Source organism: Pseudomonas bohemica, from assembly GCF_002934685.1.
In the GTDB taxonomy this organism is placed as follows: domain Bacteria; phylum Pseudomonadota; class Gammaproteobacteria; order Pseudomonadales; family Pseudomonadaceae; genus Aquipseudomonas; species Aquipseudomonas bohemica.
In genome coordinates this window covers 11,237-30,503 of sequence record NZ_NKHL01000102.1, presented here as the reverse complement: position 1 = coordinate 30,503, position 19,267 = coordinate 11,237, and the positions used below count along the sequence as shown (strand labels likewise).

Here is a 19,267-nt window from a genome sequence, read left to right as displayed (position 1 = left end):
AGTATACCGCAAAGATCGCGGATAAATAGACCTTCTATCCGGGCTGGAAACCGCGACTTCGCTGACTTTCGAGTCAAACACAAAAGGATGCCGGGCGCACGGTCGGAGCCGCCCTGACAGCGAGCTTTTCAGGGCTCGGAAAGCTCGCCGCCAAGCCAGTGGCTAGAACGCCGGATCAGGGGCGCTTCAACTGGCGGCGCAGCCTAAAGTTATCAGCAACCAATAGCACCAGCGCCACGATATTCAGCACCGCAAAACCATCGGCCCCAAGAAAGTGCCAGAAGCCCCAGGCGACCACGGCGATAACCACGCCAGCAAGCAGCAACGAGAAGGAATCTTTCATACGATCACCATCGCCTGACGGTAGTGAAGCTTGCCTTGCACTTCAGGCTTATAAATTCCCGGAAACTTGATCAGGCAGGCACTGAGCCACTGGCGGTCGAGGTTGTGGGTGCGGGCCATGGAAAGCACGTCGGAAATCGATGTGCCGCCGGCGAGCGAACGCCCTGTGGCGACCGCAATGCTGCCAATTACCGCGCCTACATAGAATCCGGCGGAGCAGGCTGCGATGACACCCAGCTGCTCCAGGCGTGTGCCGGCACCGATCGCTTCACCCACGGTGACGGTCTTGCCGAACTTGTCGATCTGGGTCAACAACGTGCCGGCGGTAGCGGTGGCCGCAGACAGGGTGCCAAACAGCGACGCGGGGGCAGGCAGTCCAAGAGCGTCCATGTTTTCCTTGAAATACTCGTAAAACTTCGACATCCACTCAGTCCCTTGAACCTGGTAACCCTTGCAGGCGGCCAGCCTAAGGGATCGAAAACAAAAGCTCAATTCGCTCAGGCGATCAACCGCTCTGTGCCGCACCGCCTTCGAGCTTGCGCCACAACAGCCGCACGTTAGCCTTGCGCACGAGGGCGCAGCGATACAGGCGAATTTCCAGCGGCACATGCCATTGAGCCCCGCCACAAATCACCAGCTCACCGCGCTCAAGCTCGGCAGCAATACTGAGCCGGGGCACCCACGCAATACCCAGTCCCTGCAGGGCCATGCCTTTGAGGCTATCGGCCATGGCAGTCTCGTACACCGTGGTAAACCGTAGGTTGCGCTGGCGCAGCAACAGATTGACCGAGCGCCCGAGAAACGCACCGGCGCTGTACGCCAGCAGTGGCACGCTGTGTTCGCCTTCCAGATCGAACAACGGCTTGCCCTCGGCGTCGGTCGAGCAAACGGGCAGCATTTCCGTCATGCCCAAGTGCAACGACGGGAAGATTTCGGCGTCCATTTGCAGCGCAGCATCGGGGTCATAGAACGCCAGCATCAAGTCGCAGCCGCCTTCACGCAGCGCGTGCACGGCGTCGCCGACGTTGGTGGCGACCAGACGCGTGGCGATGTTCAAGCCTTCATTTCGCAACTGCGCAATCCAGCGCGGGAAGAAGCTCAAGGCCAGGGAGTGCGCGGCTGCAATCTGCATCACCTCGCCCTGCCCGCTTTCCAGATGATGCAGATGGCGCAGCACTTCGCCGAGCTGATCGACCACCGTCCGAGCGGTGACCAGGAACAACTGCCCCGCCGCTGTCAGCTCGATCGGCGTGCGTGAACGATTGACCAGTTGCAGCCCCAGCGCAGCTTCCAGGCTGCGAATCCGCCGACTGAACGCCGGTTGCGTCACGAATCGCCGCTCGGCTGCCTGAGAAAAGCTGCGGGTCGCGGCCAAGGCGCTGAAGTCTTCCAGCCATTTGCTTTCCAGGTTCATCGTGTCCTCCCGCGGGACTGCCTTGCAATATTTCGGCTAGGGACCGTGCTGCGATCGGAACTTGCGGTCATCAAACATGAGACAGGGCCCTGATTTATCAAACGACTGAAAACCTGAGGAAGTGAGCTTGTTCACGGATACGCCAGTACATCCACATCAGATGTAGGGCCTGGAAGTCAGTCTTCGTGAGCAAGCTAACTCCCACAGGAATTGGCCCATGTCAGGTACTTGCCACCTGCCTCACACGCTTCGCCCAATCCTAACGTCACATCAACATTATGCCGTTTGTGCATAGGCTAGCGCTTAACAGCATTGGTTCGCAATCGCCCACAAGCCTAGTATTAAAGGCGTTCCGGCTTAGTCCGTGCCTCTCTTGAGACTTTCTCTATCATGTCCTGCGCTGCATCATTTCGCATCGAAAAAGACCTGCTTGGCGTTCTCGAAGTACCCGCTGAAGCGTATTACGGCATCCAGACCCTGCGGGCGGTGAACAACTTTCACCTCTCCGGCGTTCCGATTTCGCATTACCCGAAACTGGTTGTCGGTCTGGCCATGGTCAAGCAGGCGGCCGCTGATGCGAACCATCAGTTGGGCCATTTGAGCAGCGAAAAGCACGCCGCTATCAGCGAAGCCTGCGCACGTCTGATTCGCGGTGATTTCCACGAACAGTTCGTGGTCGACATGATTCAGGGCGGCGCCGGTACGTCCACCAACATGAACGCCAACGAAATCATCGCCAACATCGCCCTCGAAGCGATGGGCCATGCCAAAGGCGAATACAAATATCTGCACCCGAACAACGACGTGAACATGGCGCAGTCGACCAACGACGCATACCCGACGGCCATTCGCCTGGGCCTGCTGTTGGGGCACGATGCCTTGCTCGCCAGCCTCGACAGCCTGATTCAGGCGTTCGCGGCCAAGGGCCAGGAGTTCAACCACGTACTGAAGATGGGCCGTACCCAGCTGCAGGACGCCGTGCCGATGACACTCGGCCAGGAATTCCGCGCCTTCGCCACCACGCTGACCGAAGACCTCAACCGCCTGCGCAGCCTGGCGCCTGAGCTGCTGACCGAAGTAAACCTGGGCGGCACCGCCATCGGTACCGGCATCAACGCCGACCCGGGTTATCAACACCTGGCTGTAGAGCGTCTGGCGATCATCAGCGGCCAGCCATTGGTGCCAGCAGCCGACCTGATCGAAGCAACCTCCGACATGGGCGCCTTCGTGCTGTTCTCCGGCATGCTCAAGCGCACGGCGGTCAAGCTGTCGAAGATCTGCAACGACCTGCGCCTGTTGTCCAGCGGCCCACGCACCGGCATCAATGAAATCAACCTGCCAGCGCGCCAACCGGGCAGCTCGATCATGCCGGGCAAAGTGAATCCGGTGATTCCGGAAGCCGTGAACATGTGCGCCTTCGAAATCATGGGCAACGACCTGGCCCTGACCGTCGCTGCCGAAGGCGGTCAGCTGCAGCTGAACGTGATGGAGCCGCTGATCGCCTACAAGATCTTCGATTCTATCCGCCTGCTGCAACGCGCCATGGACATGCTGCGTGAACACTGCATCGTCGGCATTACCGCCAACGAAGTGCGCTGCCGCGAACTGGTCGAACATTCGATCGGCCTGGTGACCGCGCTAAACCCCTACATCGGTTACGAAAACGCCACCCGGATCGCTCGCGTCGCCCTGGAAACTGGCCGTGGCGTACTGGAGTTGGTGCGCGAAGAAGGCTTGCTCGACGACGCGATGCTCGCCGACATCCTGCGCCCTGAAAACATGATCGCTCCACGATTGGTGCCACTGAAAGCCTGATCGGCTCCCGCTTTACCTGCAACACAATCACCAGGCTGAGGGTCTAGACACCCCTCACCCTTTTGAGGGCCGGAAGTAGACACTTCCAGGCCCTTTTTTTTGGCCGAATGATGAGTGGTTGAAGGTGGTAATGCATAAAACGACTCGAACCTGTGGGAGTGAGCTTGCTCACGAAGAAGACTGTCTGGCGCTAGGGATGAAAAAGAGCCCCTTCGGAAGCAAGCTCACTCCCACAAGGCCGTTGGCTCTGCCCCATGTCCGCGGACTTATCTGAATTTGCCGACGAAATGAGCTCAAAAGCAGAAACGGTTTACAGACTCCAATAACGCGCACCGGTATAGTGCGGCCCCTCTAAAAAACGAGGAAACATCAATGCTTGAAGTCATCAACGACTTCCTCTCGGGAAAACTGCTGATCGTGCTCATAGTCGGGCTCGGTGGATATTTCACGATTCGCTCACGTTTCGTCCAATTACGTCACTTCTTTCACATGTTCGTGGTTTTTCGCGAAAGTCTGCGCAGTAGCTCCGGTCAGTTGAGTTCGTTCCAGGCGCTGATGCTGAGCCTCGCCGGTCGTGTAGGCGCCGGTAACATCGCGGGTGTCGGGATCGCCGTTACCCTCGGCGGGCCGGGCGCGGTGTTCTGGATGTGGGTGACGGCCCTGGTCGGCATGGCCAGCAGTTTCTTCGAATGTTCCCTCGGCCAGCTCTATAAACGCTGCGACTCCGAAGGCCAGTATCGTGGTGGTCCTTCTTTCTATATTCAGCATGGGCTAGGCAAACGCTGGCTGGGCATGGTCATGGCACTTCTGTTGCTGGTGACATTCGGCTTTGCGTTCAACGGCCTGCAATCCCACGCCGTCACCCACTCACTGAATGACGCCTTCGGTGTATCCCCGATGTATGCCGGCCTCGGGCTGGCTGTGCTGCTGGGTCTGGTGTTCATCGGCGGGATCAAACGCATCGCCGCCGTGGCCGACCTGCTGGTACCGGTCAAGACCTTGATCTACATCGCCGTCACTCTGTACGTGATTGGTGTGCAGTTCGAACACGTCCCGCACATGCTGATGACCATCGTTAAAAGCGCATTCGGTATGGATGAAGTGTTCGGCGGCCTGATCGGCAGCGCGATCGTGATGGGCGTAAAACGTGGCGTATTCGCCAACGAAGCCGGTCTCGGCAGTGCGCCGAACGTCGCGGCCGTTGCCGAAGTGCTACACCCGGTTGCACAGGGCGTGGTTCAGGCGTTCAGCGTGTTCCTCGACACCTTCGTCATCTGCACCTGCACCGCGCTGCTGATTCTACTGTCGGGCTTCTACACCCCAGGCTTCGAAGGCGACGGTATTGCGCTGACGCAGAACTCGCTGGCCGCGGTCGTGGGCGACTGGGGCAAGCTGTTCATCAGCGTGGCGCTGGCGTTGTTCGTTTTCACTTCGATTCTCTACAACTACTACCTGGGCGAGAACAGCCTGCGTTTCCTGCTGGGTGAGAGCCGCAAGGCGCTGATGAGCTACCGTGCATTGGTGCTGGCGCTGATCCTGTGGGGCGCAGTGGAAGACCTGGGCACGGTGTTTGCCTTTGCCGATATCACCATGACTCTGCTGGCGTTCGTGAACCTGATCGCGCTGGCGATGCTGTTCAAAATCGGTTTGCGTATCCTCGGCGACTACGATGCGCAGCGTAAGGCAGGCATCAAGACGCCAGTCTTCGACTCCAGCCAGTTCCCCGATCTGGATCTGGACTTGAAAGCCTGGCCAGAACCGGGTCACAAAGCGACAGCGGCCAAACCTGCGACAGCGGGCGGCAAAGCAGTCGTCGACCCACGTTAATCCTCCGACAGTCAGCCCAGGGAGACACGCATGAATCGCGACAACCACGTAGCGGCCAGGCAAGTGATGGTGCTCTACACCGGCGGCACCATCGGCATGCAGGCCAGCGAAAACGGTCTGGCGCCCGCCTCCGGTTTTGAAGCGCGTATGGCCGATCAATTGGCTGGCCAGCCTGCGCTGGTGGTGCCGCAATGGCAGTTTCGCGAGATCTCTCCCCTGATCGACAGCGCCAACATGACGCCCGCCTACTGGCAGCGTCTGCGCGAGGCGGTGGTCGATGCGGTCGAGGTTCAGGGCTGCGATGCCGTGCTGATCCTGCATGGCACCGATACTCTCGCCTACAGCGCCGCGGCGATGAGCTTCCAGCTGCTGGGCCTGAATGCGCCGGTCGTGTTCACCGGTTCCATGCTGCCAGCCGGCGTGGCGGAAAGCGACGCGTGGGAAAACGTCAACGGCGCGCTGCAAGCCTTGGGCAAAGGGCTGTCGCCAGGCGTGCATCTGTATTTCCACGGCGAGTTGTTGCAGCCGACACGCTGCGCGAAAATTCGCAGCTTCGGCCGCAACCCGTTCGCCGCGCTGAACCGCGCCCAGGGGGGCGAAACGCTCGGCGAGCTGCCGGCGGCGCTGGATTATCGTCAGCCCAAACAGCTGGCCAACGTGGCTGTGCTGCCGTTGTTTCCCGGCATTGGCGCGGCGCAACTGGATGGCCTGATCGACAGCGGCATTCAGGGCCTGGTCCTGGAATGCTTCGGCAGCGGCACCGGCCCCAGCGACAACCCGGCCTTCCTCGACAGCCTGCAACGCGCCCGCCAGCAAGGCATCTGCGTGATCGCGATCACTCAATGCCATGAAGGCGGCGTCGAGCTGGACGTCTACGAAGCCGGCAGCCGCCTGCGCGGGGTCGGCGTCCTCTCCGGCGGCGGCATGACCCGCGAAGCGGCATTCGGCAAACTGCATGCGCTGCTGGGGGCGGACCTGCCAGTCGATGAAGTGCGTCGTTTGGTGGAGCTGGATATGTGCGGTGAGTTGCGCTGATCACAGTCGGAACACACTTGCTGTAAAAGCGCGCTTGCCCGCGATGGCGAAGGGGGTCAGATAGCGCCGCGGTGTCTGGACAATCGCACCGCGGGCAAGCGCGTTCCTATAGCACTTCGCGAACAATCAATGATCTTCGGCACATCTCTTGCTCCCTCTTCCGATCAGAAAAACAATCGGAAGACCCTCATGCTCCATTCTCACCTCACCACCCTCAATGCCGTTTCTCTGGTGTTGGAGACGTTCTCGGCCGAGGGTTGGGGCAGTGAGGCGTTGCTGGCCGGGAGCGGCATCACTGAGGCGGACTTGAGACGGCCGGATATTCGCATCACCACCTTTCAGGAAATGCAGGTCTGCGCCAATGCGGTGGCGCTTCGCAGTGAGATCGGCTTGCCGCTTGGGCGGCGCATGCATGTGTCGTCTTACGGGATTCTTGGTTACGCCCTGCTCACCAGTGCCACTTTCGGTGACGCCCTGCGCCTTGCCCTGGAATATCCGGCGCTGCTGGGCACGCTGTTCGAGCTTCAATTGCTCGAAGACGGCGAGCGTATCTGGTTCAGCGCTAGCGATTACCGCGATGACGAGGGTCTGCGGGTGTTCAATGCGGAGTTGTGTATGGCGTCGCTGAAAGTGATCTGCGATGACCTGCTGGGCAGGCCGCTGCCGTTGCTGGATTCACGCTTCGCTCACGCTGCGCCGGATTACCAGGCCAGCTACCACGAGAGCTTTGACTGCCCTTTGCATTTCAACGCCGAAGACAATGCCTTCGCGTTCGGCAGACGCTGGCTCGATCAACCATTGCCCCTCGCCGACCCGGTCACCCATCGCGACATGCGCGAGCGCTGCCGTCGCCAGAACATCGAGTTCACCGGGCGTCAGGCGTGGCTGGGGCGGATTCGTCATCTGCTGGCCGATCAGCTCGATCAAACCCCAAGCCTGCGCACCCTCGCGCGGAAAATGAACTGCTCCGAGCGCACCCTGCGTCGACATCTGCAGGCAACCGGCAGCAGCTATCAGCAGTTGCTCGATGAGCTGCGGTTCGACCGGGCCAAGCAGCTGTTGCAGGACGACCAGTTGCCCATCCATCACATTGCCGAGGCGCTGGGCTTTAGCGAAACGGCGAGCTTTCGTCATGCATTCATTCGCTGGAGCGGCGTGGCGCCAAGTCAGTTTCGGGTTTAAGCACACCCTTCCCTACAGCGGTACGGCCTGCCGGCGGCAGCAATGCCAGCGATGCCACCGCCGGCAAGCCGTACCGCTATAGATCTTCCAGCGCCTGCCTCCAAACGGGGCACGCCGCGTTATTCAGGGGCGATTTTCGGACAGCTTTTATGGCCGGATATATCTCCTTTTGACCGTTTGTGTCGTTCTCCGAAAAGCCGTCCGCCACAAGAATGTCGGACACCAAGCCCACAGGAGAACAAGAAAATGCTGACGATCTACTCAGACGATCATCATCTTCACCACGGCCGCTGCGAGTTGATCGACGGCAAGCTGATGCCCTGCTTCGAAATGCCCTCTCGCGCCGACCATGTGCTGCAACGGGTCAAGGATCGTGAGATAGGCGCCGTGGAAGGCCCGCAGGATTTTGGCATCGAGCCGATCAAGCGCATTCACACCGAGGCGTTTCTGGACTTCTTCAAAGGTGCGTGGGCACGCTGGGCCGAAACCAACCCGGAGGGCGATCTGCTGCCCTACACCTGGCCTGCGCGCACGCTGCGGTCAGTCATCCCGACCAGCCTGCATGGTCAGCTGGGCTATTACACCTTCGACGCCGGTGCGCCAATCACCGCTGGCACCTGGCAAGCCGCCTACAGCGCGGCCCAGGTCGCCCTCACCGCCCAGGCCGCCATTGAGAACGGCGCGCGCAGCGCATTCGCTCTCTGCCGCCCGCCGGGTCACCACGCCGCCAGTGACGTCATGGGCGGTTATTGCTACCTGAATAACGTTGCCATTGCCGCGCAGGCGTTTCTCGATCAGGGGCATAAAAAGGTTGCGATCCTCGACGTCGACTACCACCACGGCAACGGCACGCAGTCGATTTTCTACGAACGCAGCGACGTGCTGTTCACTTCGATTCACGGCCACCCGGAGGCCGAATTCCCGTTCTTCCTCGGCTACGAAGACGAACTGGGCGCAGGTGCAGGAGAAGGCTTCAACTTCAATTATCCCCTGGCGGCTGGCAGCGACTGGGCAATCTGGAGCGCGGCTCTGGAAAACGCCTGTGACGAGATTGATCGCTTCGGTGCCGATGTCGTCCTGGTGTCGCTGGGTGTGGACACCTTCAAGGACGACCCGATCTCGCAATTCAAACTCGACAGCCCGGATTACCTGCGTATGGGCGAACGCATCGCGCGGCTGGGCAAGCCGACGCTATTTGTGATGGAAGGCGGCTATGCCGTCGAAGAAATCGGCATCAACGCCGTGAATGTGCTGGAAGGTTTTGAACGCGTCTGACCCCCTTCGAACCCGAAGAAGAGAGATATCGATGAGCAGATTCATGCGTTTTATTGCACCCGCCTTGTGTGCTGCCATGCTCGGCGGCGCGGCCCATGCCGATGAGCGCAAAACCCTGCGCGTTTACAACTGGTTCGATTACATCACGCCGCAGACCCTGGAGAACTTCAAGAAGGACACCAAGGTTCCACTGATCTACGACATCTTCGACACTAACGAAGCCCTCGAAGCCAAGCTGCTGACCGGCAACTCCGGCTATGACGTGGTGGTGCCGTCCAACGTGTTTCTCGCCAAGCAGATCGAGGCCGGTGTGTTTCAGCCCTTGGACAAGTCCAAGCTGAGCAACTATGCCCACCTCGACCCCAAGCTGATGAGGTTGCTGGAGGCCAACGATCCGGGCAACAAGTTCGCCGTGCCCTACATGTACGGCACGATCTTGATTGGCTTCAACCCGGACAAGGTCAAGGCCGCTCTGGGCGACGATGCGCCGGTGGACAGTTGGGATCTGATTTTCAAGGAGGAGAACATCAGCAAGCTGAAGCAATGCGGCGTGACGCTGCTCGATTCGCCTTCAGAGATTCTGCCTTTGGCCCTGCAACATCTGGGGCTGGATCCGAACAGCAAAAATCCAAAGGACTACGACAAGGCCGAAGCTTTGCTGATGAAGATCCGCCCCCATATCACCTATTTCCATTCATCCAAGTACATGGCTGATATCGCCAATGGCGATATTTGCGTGGCCGTGGGTTATTCGGGCAGCTTCTCGCAGGCGGCCAACCGTGCCAGAGAAGCGAAGAATGGTGTGGTGGTGGACATGCGCTTGCCGAAGGAAGGCGCGCCGATCTGGTTCGACATGCTGGCAATCCCCAAAGGCGCCAAGGACGTGGAAGATGCCCACACATTCATCAACTATCTCCTGCGACCCGAGGTAATCGCGCCAATCAGCGATTTTGTCGGATATCCGAACCCGAACAAGGACGCGACCGATAAGGTCGACCCGGCCATCCGCAATAACCCGAATCTGTATCCGACGGAGGAGGCAATGAAGACGCTGTACACGCTAACGCCGTTGCCACGTGACGCAGAGCGCGCACGGACGCGGGTCTGGACCAGGATCAAATCCGGAACCTGACGGACCGAGACCTATCCCAAAAACACCACGTAACCCTGTGGGAGCTTCCGGAGGTTACGACGGTGGTGAATGCGTTCCGTCTGACGCTGCTTTCGCCACCGTCGTAACTCCGGAAACTCCTACAACGTTGGTAGCGATATCAGCGTTGTTTTTCCGACGCGTCGCGCAACATCGAATTCAGATTCCCCGAGATGTTGGCGCACAGCGCCTTCATCTGAATCTCATGCTCGGATGCCTTGAACGGGCTCTGCAGATCGGTGCCGATCCTTTCGATCGCCAGCAGCATGAACCCCACCACAGTCGACGCCAGCGGGGTGAACCAGCCCAGGGTTTCCACCAGCCCGATCGGCACGATGATGCAGAACAGGGTGATGAACAGCCGCGGAAAGGTCACGTACGGATAAGGCAACGGCGTGTTGGCGATGCGCTCCATGCCGCCTTGGCAATTGGAGATTTCCACCATCGTCGACTCGAGCCGCGCCAGGCGAATGCTGTCCAGGCTACCCGCCTTGTACTCAGCGGAGATGATCGCCGCGGACTCGTTGAGAATGTCATTGGGAAAATTATTGCTGCGCCTGCGCCGGTCGTATTCCTCTCGCGGAATCATCGCCGTGACATCTTCCCCGCAATCGCCGCCTTTGAGGTGAGCCGACAGACACTCCACGTAGGCCACATGACGACGCAACAGTACGGCTTTTACCGGATTGAGCTCACCTTCATCGTCGATCAACGTCAGTACTTGCCGGGCAAAGCTGCGGGAATTGTTGACCAGCGCGCCCCATAACGTGCGCGCTTCCCACCAGCGGTTATAGGCGCTGGTATTACGAAAACTGGTCAGCACCACCAACGCCGAACCGAGCAAGGTCAGTGGCATCGACGGCAAGGTGATCTTGCGCTCCAGATACAGCATGAAATCGACTGTGACGATCACGTCCCAGATCAACAGCCAGAACAGCGACCAACCGATGTAGGTAAACGTCCTGATCATGGCGCGGTATTTCTTGATGATCGTTTCCTGCAAAGGCCACCCCGTTTTGTAATTCATCGGCCAGGCCACAAGCCCGGATCCCACCGGCATTCGAATGCAGATGACCCACATGGTTCGCGCCTGAAACATTTCAGCGATAAATCGCCGCCTTGGTCGGGTGACAGAGATTTCATGGAACGAACCCACCGTACGGGCGCTCAACACCTATCTGGAAGCATCAGCCACACGTCACGAGGAGAATGTTAATGAGCTCGTCTGCCACCTCTACCGAACGACCTGCTGCCGCAAGCACCTTTAAAGAGCACGGGGATCGCGACCAACTGACTATCAACACCATCCGCACCCTGGCCATGGACGCCGTGCAGAAGGCCAACTCCGGCCATCCCGGCACGCCAATGGCTCTGGCACCGGTGGGCTACACGGTCTGGAAAGATTTCCTTCGCTACCATCCGGAACATCCTGACTGGCCAAACCGCGATCGCTTCGTGCTGTCTGTCGGGCACGCCTCGATGCTGCTCTATTCGTTGCTGCATCTGGCAGGCGTGGTGGAAATCGACGAGCACGGCAAACCCTCCGGCAAGCCCGCCATCAGTCTCGAAGACATCAAGCAGTTTCGGCAGATGGACTCCAAGACCCCCGGTCATCCGGAATACCGCATGACCACCGGCGTTGAGACCACCACCGGTCCCCTGGGTCAGGGCTGTGCCAACAGCGTGGGGATGGCGATGGCCGAGCGCTGGCTGGGCGAACACTTCAACAAACCGGGCGCCACGCTGTTCGACTACAACGTTTACGTGCTTTGCGGCGACGGCGACATGATGGAAGGCGTGACGGCCGAAGCGGCCTCGCTTGCCGGTCACCTGAAGCTATCGAACCTTTGCTGGATCTACGACAGCAACACCATCAGCATCGAAGGCCATACCGAACTGGCCTACAGCGACGATCCGCTCAAGCGCTTCGAGGGCTACGGCTGGAAAACGCTGCATGTGAAGGACGCCAACGACGCAGCTGCGCTGGCCAAGGCGATCCAGACCTTCCAGCAGACCGACGACGCGCCGACTCTGATCGTGGTCGATAGCGTGATCGGCTACGGTTCGCCGAATAAACACAACACGGCGGCAGCCCATGGCGAGCCTCTGGGTGTGGACGAGATCAAGCTGACCAAAAAGGCCTATGGATGGGACGAGAACAGCAGTTTCCTGGTGCCTGAACAAGCCCGTCATTACCTGCGCGACGCGCTGTTGGAACGTAACGGCGCTGATTACAAGGCGTGGCAAGAGACGTTTGCCCGCTTCGAGAAAGAGCAGCCCGCGCTGGCCGATGAACTGCAACGGATGCGTGACGGCGAGATGCCAGAGGGCTGGCGCAACACTGCTATCAGCTTTGACGCCGACGCCAAAGGCGTTGCCACGCGGGCCTCGGGCGGTAAAGTGCTCAACGGTTTTGCGCAGCAGATCCCCTGGCTGATCGGGGGTTCGGCTGACCTTTCCCCGTCCACTAAAACCAATCTGACGTTCGAGGGTGCAGGCAGCTTTGAAGCCGGAAGCTACAACGGCCGCAATCTGCATTTCGGTGTTCGCGAACATGCCATGGGCTCGGTTGCCAACGGTCTGGCGTTGTCCTACATCCGGCCATACACCTCGACCTTCCTGGTATTCAGCGACTACATGAAACCGCCGATTCGTCTGGCGTCGATCATGGAATTGCCGGTGATCTTCGTTTTTACCCACGACTCCATCGGCGTTGGCGAGGATGGCCCGACTCACCAACCTATCGAACATTTGACGCAGCTTCGGGCCACGCCGGGCTTGGTGACGTTGCGTCCGGGTGACGCCAACGAAACCGCCGAAGCCTGGAAAATTGCATTGGCGCAGACTCATCGGCCAAGCTGCCTGATTCTGTCGCGCCAGCCGATGCCAACGCTGGATCGTTCGAAATATGCCAGTGCTGAAAACGTTGCCAAAGGCGCGTATGTCTTGGCTGACGCGGTGGACGGCAAAGTCGATGTGATTTTGATCGCTACCGGCAGCGAAGTCGGCATGACCGTCGAGGCGTTCGAGAAGCTAAAGGCCGAGGGAATTGCCGCGCGGATAGTCTCGATGCCAAGTTGGGAACTGTTCGAGGATCAGGACAAGGCCTACCGCGACAGCGTGCTGCCGCCGGACGTGAAAGGGCGTTTAGTGGTGGAACAGGCCGGCCCCGTGGGTTGGGATCGTTACGTCGGCCAGACCGGCGAAAAGATCGTGATGAACACCTTCGGCGCGTCGGCCCCCATCGAGAAGCTGCAGGCCAAGTTTGGGTTCACGACCGACAACATCGTCAAAGTCGCCAAAGACCAGGCTGGCAAGTGACACCAGGCTTTAAGTGCGAGTGATACGGGTAGGGGGGGCTACATCCAGCCCCCCTGCTCGACGCATTACGTGGAGGAGCTAGCTTGTTCGCGAATCCAGCGTTAGAGCGCTATCAAAACTGCGGCGTATCTTCGTCGAGCCGGCTCGCTGGCTCTGCTCGGACTCACTGTTAATCTTTCCAGACACCTCGCAATCTCTGCAGCGCTGAGGCGATATCAGCCTCCGGCACCGCCGCGAACCCCAGCACTAACCCCGCCCGGTTATCCACAGGCATCTCTGAGTCCGGCAGCCAGTAATCACTTAGCGGCGAAATCTCTACCCCAACGCTTTCGGCCTTCGTGACCAGTTCCGTCTCCCGCTGAAGGCTTTCAACCGCGACCGACACATGCAAACCCGCCAAAGGTTTGGGCATCGCGCTGCACCCTCGCAGATCTTCGGGCCAGCCTGCCAGCAGAGCATCCCGACGACTCAGCGCCGCACGCCTCATGCGCCGGATGTGCCGCTGGAAATGTCCCGCCGCAATGAACTCCGCCATCACTGCCTGCGTGCCGATCTCCGAATGGCGCATGTCCACCGCGCGACGCTGACTGAACGGCTTGACCAGATTGCGCGGCAGCACCAAGTACCCCAGGCGCAAAGCCGGAAACGCCACCTTGCCGAACGTGCCGATGTAAAGCACCCGGCCATGCCGATCCAGCGCCGCCAGTGGTGCGAGGGGCGCGCCGCTGTAACGGTATTCGCCATCGTAATCGTCCTCGACGATCCAGCCCTGAGCGCGCTCTGCCCATGCCAGCAGCTCCAGCCGCCGCGCCAGACTCATGGTCACGCCTAAAGGGTATTGATGGGACGGCGTGACATAGGCCAGCTTGCAGTCACTTTTATCCGGATCCGGACTGCGCATGCCGTCGATATCCACCGGCATGCCAACTAGTTTCGCCCCCGCGACCGCAAACGCATGGCCTGCGGCGCGATAGCCGGGGTTTTCAATCGCTACCCCGTCACCTTCGTTCAAAAGCAACTGTGCACAAAGGGTAATCGCCTGCTGCGCACCACTGGTGATCACAATTTGTTCAGGAGCACACCGCAAGTCACGAGATGTTCTTAAATACATCGCGATCAGCTCACGCAGCCGCCATTCACCTGCCGGGTCCCCATAACCAAGCTGATGCAGACCCGGTTTTCGCCAGAAAGCCGCGTGCAGCTTGCCCCACACGTCAAATGGAAACAGATCGAAGGCCGGAATTCCTATTCGAAAAGCCCTCGGTACTCCGGTCATATGGCTCTTCAAATGATGTTGTTTCAGGCGTTTCAGCGATGCGCTGTGGATAGATTCACTGGATAAATCACCAGCGCTATTTAGCCAAATTGTGGATAAATCTGTGGGTAAGCCTGGTGATAACCCTGTGGACAATTTTGTGGATAGTTTTTTGGCGCTGGTGGGTTTTGGGGATAATTGGGCGACGTAAGTACCGTCACCAATTCGTCCTTCTGTGAAGCCCTCGGCGTGTAGCTGATCGTATGCGCGCATTACGCTGTTGCGAGAGATCGACAGTGAAAGAGCCAGATCTCGACTTGCAGGCAGTCGCGTGCCACTGCTCAGGCGTCCTTCGAGGATTCTCTGGCGCAATGCCTGATAGAGCTGTCGACTCAGTCCCTGGCGACGATCCAACTCGATCCCGGCGAAATCGAAGGTCAGGGATGGCGTGACGATTGGCATGAAATGGCCCTATGAAATTGACCGCGAATGGTTCTTACAACGGACCAATAGGCTGCCTAGGATTGAGCCAATCGCCAAGGAAAATCATATGTACACACCCAGCTATTTCAAAGATGAAGACCTCGCCAGCCTGCACCGGCAGATTGAAGGCTCGCGGCTGGCAACGCTGGTTAACTTCGACGGAACGGAAATGCAGGCTAGCCATGTGCCGCTGCTACTCGACCTCACGCAAGGAGCCAATGGCACGCTGTTCGGTCACCTGGCCAAGGCCAATCCGCAGTGGGAGACGCTGGCATCCGGCGAGGCGTTGATCATCTTCCAGGGCCCTGACGCCTATATCAGCCCGTCGTTCTATGCCGCCAAGGCCGAGCACGGCAAAGTGGTGCCGACCTGGAATTATCTGGCAGTGCACGCCTATGGTCGCGCTGAGGTGTTCACCGATCCCGCGCGACTGCTGCAGATCGTCAGCGAGCTGACCCAAAAGCACGAAGCTACCCGATCCGAGCCTTGGGCCGTGAGCGATGCTCCGGCCGACTACATCGAGAAGATGCTCAATGGCATCGTCGGATTCGCCATCCCCATAGAACGGCTGGAAGGCAAACGCAAACTCAATCAAAACCGCAGCGCCGAAGACGTTGCAGGCGTAAGCAAAGGGCTTGCCACCAGCCAGGATCAAACCGATCAGCAAATCGCTCGCTTGATGAGCCAAGGAGAAACCCGTGTCTGATGTACAAATCCGCCCCGTTACCGCTGACGATCACGACGCCTGGCTGCCGCTGTGGCAGGCCTACCTGACCTTCTACAAAACCGAGTTGGCGGATGCCGTAACGCAAAGTACCTGGAGGCGCTTTCTCGACCGCGATGAGCCGACCAACGCAGCGCTCGCCTGGCAGGATGGCAAGGCGGTCGGCATGGTCCACTTCATCTACCATCGCTCCAACTGGAGCATCGATTGGTCGTGCTACTTGCAAGACTTGCTCGTTACGCTCGAGCAGCGCGGCACAGGTGTCGGTCGTAAGCTGATCGAGTATGTCTACGCCACGGCCAAAAAGGACGGCGCGGACAAGGTCCACTGGCTGACCCACGAAACCAACGCCACCGCCATTACGCTATACGAACGCATTGCCGAACGCCCCGGCTTTATCCAATTCCGCAAACCGCTTTGAGCTCAGGAACCCTGAACATGTCGAATCTTGAACACTGGCAATCGGCAAAGCTGCCCGACAACCGCACGCTGAACGGACGCTTCATTCGCCTGGAAAAACTCGATGCGGTGCGTCATGCCGACGGCTTGTGGACAGCGCTGGAAGGCCCTGGCGCCGACCCGAAACTGTGGGACTACCTGGCTGTAGGCCCATTTCCCGAGCGCAGTGCTTTCGATGAGTATCTGGTGAGCCTACAAGCTTCGACCGACCCGTGGTTCTACACCGTGATCGATCAGCAGAGCGGCGCAATCGACGGCTTCCTCGGCCTGATGTCGATTGTCCCGAGCGCTGGCCGTATCGAAATCGGCCACGTGACTTTCGGCGCATCGATGCAGCGCACCCCGAAAAGCACCGAAGCGGTTTACTTGCTGGCCAAAGAATCATTCGCGCTGGGCAACCGTCGTCTGGAGTGGAAGTGCAACGCCGACAACGCCCGCTCGATGAGCGCTGCCGAGCGTTTTGGCTTCAGCTTCGAAGGCACTTTCCGCCAGCACATGGTGGTCAAGGGCAAGAACCGCAACACGGCATGGTTCTCGATTCTGGACAGCGAATGGCCCGCGTTGGACCAGGCATTCCAGGCGTGGTTGTCTGTGGATAACTTTAAGGACGGGCAGCAAATCACGACACTGAAGCACTTGCGCAAGTCTTGAATTGTAACAACGGCTGTGGGGTGAGCTTGCTCACTGTCACGGGGTCATGCTCACAGCCGTATATCCGCGCGCCGAATTCAGAACAAAAAAAGGGAGCCACGAGTGCTCCCCCAGAGGTAACCATTCAGCCGTGCGCGTCTGTGCGCGGAGGCTGGTTATTTTTTGAGCGTTAAATCAACCTTCGATCTCGACCAGAATTTCACCCGGATTCACTCGGTCGCCCTTGGCGACGTGGATCGACACGATCTTGCCGGCAACAGCGGCCTGGACCTCGGTTTCCATCTTCATCGCTTCAGTGATCAGCACAGCCTGACCGGCTTTGACGGTATCGCCTTCCTTGACCAATACATCCACGATATTGCCCGGCATGGTGGTGCTGACATGGCCCGGTTTGCTGGCCTGCGCACGCTTGCCGATACCGCCGCCTACGAATTCATTGAGCGGCTCGAACACCACTTCTTCCGGCATGCCGTCGATTGAGAGATAGAAGTGGCGCTTGCCTTCGGCCTTGACGCCAACGCCCGTGATGTCGACGCGGTAGCTCTCGCCGTGAACATCGATGACGAACTCGGTCGGTACGCCCTCGCCACCCACCTTCGCCATGGCGCCCGGCTCGGGGATTGGCAACAGAGGCTCTGGGGCCAGCGTCCCTGCCGCGCGCTCTTCGAGGAACTTGCGGCCAATGTCCGGAAACATCGCGTAAGTCAGCACGTCTTCTTCGGACCTGGCCAGGGCACCAATCTCGGTGCGCAGTTTGGTCATCTCTGGCTTCAGCAGGTCCGCAGGACGCCCTTCAATCACCTCTTCGTTACCAATTGCCTGACGACGCAGCTTCTCGTCGACCTGGCCCGGCGCCCTGCCGTAACCGCCGGTGAGGTACAGCTTCACCTCATTGGTGATGGTCTTGTAGCGTTCGCCCGCCAGCACGTTGAAGAACGCCTGAGTGCCGACGATCTGCGAGGTTGGCGTCACCAGCGGTGGGTAGCCCAGGTCCTTGCGCACGCGCGGTATCTCGGCCAGCACTTCGGCCATGCGGTTCAGCGCGCCCTGCTCTTTGAGCTGGTTGGCGAGGTTGGAGATCATGCCGCCCGGCACCTGGTTGACTTGTACGCGGGTGTCGACTGCGGTGAATTCGCTCTCGAACTGGTGATATTTCTTACGTACTGCGTAGAAATACAGGCCGATTTCCTGCAGCAGTTCCAGATCCAGACCAGTATCGAATTCGCTGCCTTTCAATGCCGCAACCATCGACTCGGTGCCCGGATGGCTGGTGCCCCACGCAAAGCTGGAGATGGCGGTATCGATGTGATCGGCGCCGTTTTCCACAGCCTTCAGTTGGCACATTGCGGCCAGACCCGCCGTGTCATGGGAATGGATGAACACCGGCAGCGACTGTTCCGCTTTGAGCGCTTTGACCAGTTCGCCAGTGGCGTAAGGGGTCAGCAGCCCGGCCATGTCCTTGATCGCAACCGAATCGCAACCCATCGATTCCATTTGCTTGGCCTGGGCGACAAAGGCTTCGATGGTGTGCACCGGACTGGTGGTGTAAGCGATGGTGCCCTGGGCGTGTTTGCCTGCCGCTTTTACCGCTTCGATAGCCACGCGCAGGTTGCGCACGTCGTTCATGGCGTCGAAGATGCGGAACACGTCGATGCCGTTGTCGGCCGCCTTGGCGACGAACGCGTTGACCACGTCATCGCTGTAATGGCGATAGCCCAGCAGGTTCTGGCCGCGTAGCAACATTTGCAGCCGAGTGTTGGGCAGCGCCGCGCGCAGTTGGCGCAGACGCTCCCAGGGGTCTTCCTTCAGAAACCGTACGCAGGCATCGAACGTCGCGCCGCCCCAGACTTCCAACGACCAATAGCCGACTTTGTCGAGCTTCTCGCAGATCGGCAGCATGTCCTCGGTGCGCATGCGCGTCGCCAGCAACGATTGATGAGCGTCACGCAGGATGGTATCGGTAACAAAGATCTTCTTGGACATTCTTATCTCCTCATAGCTGCAAGCTCCAAGCTACAAGCCCCAAGAAAAAGCCGATCCGCTTCTACTTGTCGCTTGCCGCTTACAGCTTGCAGCTGCTTATTCAAAGGCCTGCGTGGGCGGCAATGGCGGCGGCGATGGCCAGGGCCAACTCTTCGGGTTTGCGCTTGATCGAGTAGTTGGTCAGTTCAGGGTGGCTTTCAACAAAGCTGGTGTTGAACTGGCCGCTGCGGAATTCCGGGTTGCGCAGGATTTCCTGGTAATACGCGGCGGTGGTCTTCACCCCTTGCAGGCGCATGTCGTCCAGCGCGCGCAGGCCACGGTCCATCGCCTCTTCCCAGGTCAGCGCCCAGA

At 59.3% G+C, this 19,267-nt stretch carries 16 protein-coding genes and 1 pseudogene; 10 read left to right on the top strand and 7 right to left on the bottom strand.

The window, feature by feature from the left end; translation table 11 throughout:
* Positions 1–175: 175 nt before the first annotated feature.
* From CE491_RS30230 to CE491_RS10620, 3 genes are all read right to left on the bottom strand, one after another.
* Entirely contained in the window at positions 176–343 is a 168-nt protein-coding gene (locus CE491_RS30230; RefSeq protein ID WP_199885064.1) for a hypothetical protein, read from the bottom strand.
* A complete protein-coding gene (locus CE491_RS10625) occupies positions 340–765 on the bottom strand; it encodes a hypothetical protein (protein WP_110948312.1) in 426 nt (141 codons plus the stop codon). The genes CE491_RS30230 and CE491_RS10625 overlap by 4 nt, the downstream gene beginning before the upstream one ends.
* Positions 766–847: 82 nt before the next feature.
* Positions 848–1,756 (bottom strand): LysR substrate-binding domain-containing protein, encoded by a 909-nt coding sequence (locus tag CE491_RS10620; protein WP_110948311.1) that lies wholly within the window; start codon positions 1,754–1,756, stop codon positions 848–850.
* 390 nt (positions 1,757–2,146) lie between these two features.
* Between CE491_RS10620 and CE491_RS10615 the strand changes: the two genes are divergently transcribed.
* From CE491_RS10615 to CE491_RS10590, 6 genes are all read left to right on the top strand, one after another.
* Positions 2,147–3,571 (top strand): aspartate ammonia-lyase, encoded by a 1,425-nt coding sequence (locus tag CE491_RS10615; protein WP_110948310.1) that lies wholly within the window; start codon positions 2,147–2,149, stop codon positions 3,569–3,571.
* 372 nt (positions 3,572–3,943) lie between these two features.
* Positions 3,944–5,398: an alanine/glycine:cation symporter family protein gene (locus CE491_RS10610; RefSeq protein WP_110948309.1), complete on the top strand. Its 1,455-nt coding sequence runs from the start codon at positions 3,944–3,946 to the stop codon at positions 5,396–5,398.
* Between the two features lie 30 nt (positions 5,399–5,428).
* Positions 5,429–6,433 carry an asparaginase gene (locus tag CE491_RS10605; protein ID WP_110948308.1) on the top strand — a complete coding sequence of 335 codons (1,005 nt, stop codon included), beginning with the start codon at positions 5,429–5,431 and terminating at the stop codon, positions 6,431–6,433.
* Positions 6,434–6,622: 189 nt separating this feature from the next.
* A complete protein-coding gene (locus CE491_RS10600; RefSeq protein ID WP_110948307.1) occupies positions 6,623–7,615 on the top strand; it encodes an AraC family transcriptional regulator in 993 nt (330 codons plus the stop codon).
* A 246-nt stretch (positions 7,616–7,861) separates the two neighbouring features.
* Positions 7,862–8,890, top strand: a complete 1,029-nt coding sequence (locus tag CE491_RS10595; protein WP_110948306.1) for a histone deacetylase family protein — start codon at positions 7,862–7,864, stop codon at positions 8,888–8,890.
* Positions 8,891–8,921: 31 nt separating this feature from the next.
* The gene (locus tag CE491_RS10590) at positions 8,922–10,022 is read left to right on the top strand and encodes a polyamine ABC transporter substrate-binding protein (RefSeq protein WP_110948305.1); all 1,101 of its coding nucleotides are present in this window, start codon (positions 8,922–8,924) and stop codon (positions 10,020–10,022) included.
* Between the two features lie 139 nt (positions 10,023–10,161).
* On the opposite strand, the gene CE491_RS10585 is transcribed toward CE491_RS10590, so the two are convergent.
* The gene (locus tag CE491_RS10585; protein WP_110948371.1) at positions 10,162–11,043 is read right to left on the bottom strand and encodes a bestrophin family protein; all 882 of its coding nucleotides are present in this window, start codon (positions 11,041–11,043) and stop codon (positions 10,162–10,164) included.
* A gap of 212 nt (positions 11,044–11,255) precedes the next feature.
* Here CE491_RS10585 and tkt point away from each other — a divergent pair, with 212 nt between their 5' ends.
* Positions 11,256–13,361 carry a transketolase gene (gene tkt / locus CE491_RS10580; RefSeq protein WP_110948304.1) on the top strand — a complete coding sequence of 702 codons (2,106 nt, stop codon included), beginning with the start codon at positions 11,256–11,258 and terminating at the stop codon, positions 13,359–13,361.
* A gap of 169 nt (positions 13,362–13,530) precedes the next feature.
* Here tkt and pdxR read toward each other — a convergent pair whose 3' ends face one another.
* The gene (gene pdxR / locus CE491_RS10575; protein ID WP_110948303.1) at positions 13,531–15,078 is read right to left on the bottom strand and encodes a MocR-like pyridoxine biosynthesis transcription factor PdxR; all 1,548 of its coding nucleotides are present in this window, start codon (positions 15,076–15,078) and stop codon (positions 13,531–13,533) included.
* A gap of 88 nt (positions 15,079–15,166) precedes the next feature.
* On the opposite strand from pdxR, the gene CE491_RS10570 reads away from it, so the two are divergent.
* Genes CE491_RS10570 through CE491_RS10560 form a run of 3 tightly spaced genes read left to right on the top strand, consistent with a single transcriptional unit; the run spans position 15,167 to position 16,933 of the window.
* Entirely contained in the window at positions 15,167–15,805 is a 639-nt protein-coding gene (locus CE491_RS10570) for an FMN-binding negative transcriptional regulator (protein ID WP_110948302.1), read from the top strand.
* On the top strand, positions 15,798–16,244 hold the full coding sequence (locus CE491_RS10565) for a GNAT family N-acetyltransferase (RefSeq protein WP_110948301.1): 447 nt from the start codon (positions 15,798–15,800) through the stop codon (positions 16,242–16,244). Before CE491_RS10570 ends, CE491_RS10565 begins: the two co-directional genes overlap by 8 nt.
* 17 nt (positions 16,245–16,261) lie before the next feature.
* Positions 16,262–16,933, top strand: a complete 672-nt coding sequence (locus CE491_RS10560) for a GNAT family N-acetyltransferase (RefSeq protein WP_110948300.1) — start codon at positions 16,262–16,264, stop codon at positions 16,931–16,933.
* A 174-nt stretch (positions 16,934–17,107) separates the two neighbouring features.
* On the opposite strand, the gene oadA is transcribed toward CE491_RS10560, so the two are convergent.
* Together oadA and CE491_RS10550 are read right to left on the bottom strand one after the other, a co-directional pair.
* Positions 17,108–18,916 (bottom strand): sodium-extruding oxaloacetate decarboxylase subunit alpha, encoded by a 1,809-nt coding sequence (gene oadA / locus CE491_RS10555; RefSeq protein ID WP_110948299.1) that lies wholly within the window; start codon positions 18,914–18,916, stop codon positions 17,108–17,110.
* 100 nt (positions 18,917–19,016) lie between these two features.
* Positions 19,017–19,267: pseudogene (locus CE491_RS10550) on the bottom strand (acetyl-CoA carboxylase biotin carboxylase subunit); the annotation flags it as partial.